Origin of the sequence: Oceanobacillus senegalensis, from assembly GCF_900176885.1 — a bacterium.
Classification (GTDB): domain Bacteria; phylum Bacillota; class Bacilli; order Bacillales; family Amphibacillaceae; genus Oceanobacillus; species Oceanobacillus senegalensis.
Window position 1 is genome coordinate 3,327,506 of sequence record NZ_LT839648.1, and the last position, 2,580, is coordinate 3,330,085.

At 52.6% G+C, this 2,580-nt stretch carries 1 rRNA gene and 2 other annotated features; the gene reads right to left on the reverse strand.

From position 1 onward, the window contains the following. Nucleotides 1-63 (reverse strand) — a sequence feature (23S ribosomal RNA rRNA prediction is too short). A gap of 65 nt (nt 64-128) precedes the next feature. Continuing rightward, nucleotides 129-511: a sequence feature (23S ribosomal RNA rRNA prediction is too short), on the reverse strand. 45 nt (nt 512-556) lie between these two features. Beyond that, nucleotides 557-2,580 (reverse strand): 23S ribosomal RNA (locus tag CAO17_RS16055).

The window sequence follows — 2,580 nt, forward strand, 5'->3', positions numbered from 1 at the left end:
CGTACCGCTTTAATGGGCGAACAGCCCAACCCTTGGGACCGACTACAGCCCCAGGATGCGATGAGCCGACATCGAGGTGCCAAACCTCCCCGTCGATGTGAACTCTTGGGGGAGATAAGCCTGTTATCCCCGGGGTAGCTTTTATCCGTTGAGCGATGGCCCTTCCATGCGGAACCACCGGATCACTAAGCCCGACTTTCGTCCCTGCTCGACTTGTAGGTCTCGCAGTCAAGCTCCCTTCTGCCTTTACACTCTGCGAATGATTTCCAACCATTCTGAGGGAACCTTTGGGCGCCTCCGTTACCTTTTGGGAGGCGACCGCCCCAGTCAAACTGCCCGCCTGACACTGTCTCCGAACCGGATCACGGTCCTGGGTTAGAAGGTCCATACAGCCAGGGTGGTATCCCACGGATGCCTCCACGTAAGCTGGCGCTCACGCTTCTGAGGCTCCCACCTATCCTGTACAAGCTGCACAGACATTCAATATCAGGCTACAGTAAAGCTCCACGGGGTCTTTCCGTCCTGTCGCGGGTAATGCGCATCTTCACGCATAGTATAATTTCACCGGGTCTCTCGTTGAGACAGTGCCCAAGTCGTTGCACCTTTCGTGCGGGTCGGAACTTACCCGACAAGGAATTTCGCTACCTTAGGACCGTTATAGTTACGGCCGCCGTTTACTGGGGCTTCGGTTCTAAGCTTCGGACCAAAGGTCCTAACTCTTCCCCTTAACCTTCCAGCACCGGGCAGGTGTCAGCCCCTATACTTCGCCTTTCGGCTTCGCAGAGACCTGTGTTTTTGCTAAACAGTCGCTTGGGCCTATTCACTGCGGCTCTATCTCTATAGAGCACCCCTTCTCCCTAAGTTACGGGGTCATTTTGCCGAGTTCCTTAACGAGAGTTCTCCCGCTCACCTTAGGATTCTCTCCTCGCCTACCTGTGTCGGTTTGCGGTACGGGCACCTGTGATCTGGTTAGAGGCTTTTCTCGGCAGTGTGAAATCCGGAACTTCGGCTATAATTGCCTCCCCATCACAGCTTGAAATGGCCAGACGGATTTACCTATCTGACTTTCTCACTGCTTGGGCGCACACGTCCATCGGTGCGCATTCCTTATCCTACTGCGTCCCCCCATCACTCATAACGATCACGAGGTGGTACAGGAATATCTGCCTGTTGTCCATCGCCTACGCCTTTCGGCCTCGGCTTAGGTCCCGACTAACCCTGAGAGGACGAGCCTTCCTCAGGAAACCTTAGGCATTCGGTGAAAGAGATTCTCACTCTTTTTTCGCTACTCATACCGGCATTCTCACTTCTAAGCGCTCCACCAGTCCTCACGGTCTGACTTCACAGCACTTAGAACGCTCTCCTACCATTGTCTAAAAGACAATCCACAGCTTCGGTGATACGTTTAGCCCCGGTACATTTTCGGCGCAGAGTCACTCGACCAGTGAGCTATTACGCACTCTTTAAATGATGGCTGCTTCTAAGCCAACATCCTGGTTGTCTAAGCAACTCCACATCCTTTTCCACTTAACGTATACTTTGGGACCTTAGCTGGTGGTCTGGGCTGTTTCCCTTTCGACTATGAACCTTATCACCCATAGTCTGACTCCCAAGTCTAAGTAGCTGGCATTCGGAGTTTGACTGAATTCGGTAACCCGATGAGGGCCCCTAGTCCAATCAGTGCTCTACCTCCAGTACTCAAATCTTTGAGGCTAGCCCTAAAGCTATTTCGGAGAGAACCAGCTATCTCCGTGTTCGATTGGCATTTCACCCCTACCCACACCTCATCCCCGCATTTTTCAACATACGTGGGTTCGGGCCTCCTGTCAGTGTTACCTGACCTTCACCCTGGACATGGGTAGATCACACGGTTTCGGGTCTACGACCGCATACTCATTCGCCCTGTTTAGACTCGCTTTCGCTGCGGCTTCGTGTCTTCCACTTAACCTTGCATACGATCGTAACTCGCCGGTCCATTCTACAAAAGGTACGCCGTCACGCGTAAATGCGCTTCGACTACTTGTAGGCACACGGTTTCAGGTACTCTTTCACTCCCCTTCCGGGGTACTTTTCACCTTTCCCTCACGGTACTGGTTCACTATCGGTCACTAGGGAGTATTTAGCCTTGGGAGATGGTCCTCCCGGATTCCGACGGAATTCCACGTGTTCCGCCGTACTCAGGATACACTCCGGAGAGAATTCTCTTTTGACTACAGGGCTGTTACCCTCTTTGGCTCATCTTTCCAGATGGATTCGTCTAAAGAATTCCTTTGTAACTCCATGTGGAGTGTCCTACAACCCCAGAGAGCAAGCTCTCTGGTTTGGGCTGTTCCCGTTTCGCTCGCCGCTACTTGGGAAATCGCATTTGCTTTCTCTTCCTCTGGGTACTGAGATGTTTCAGTTCCCCAGGTATGCCTCTTGTGCCCTATGTATTCAGACACAAGTCCTGCTCCATTACGAACAGTGGGTTTCCCCATTCGGAAATCTCCGGATCAAAGCTTACTTACAGCTCCCCGAAGCATATCGGTGTTAGTCCCGTCCTTCATCAGCTCCTAGTGCCAAGGCATCCACCGTGCGCCC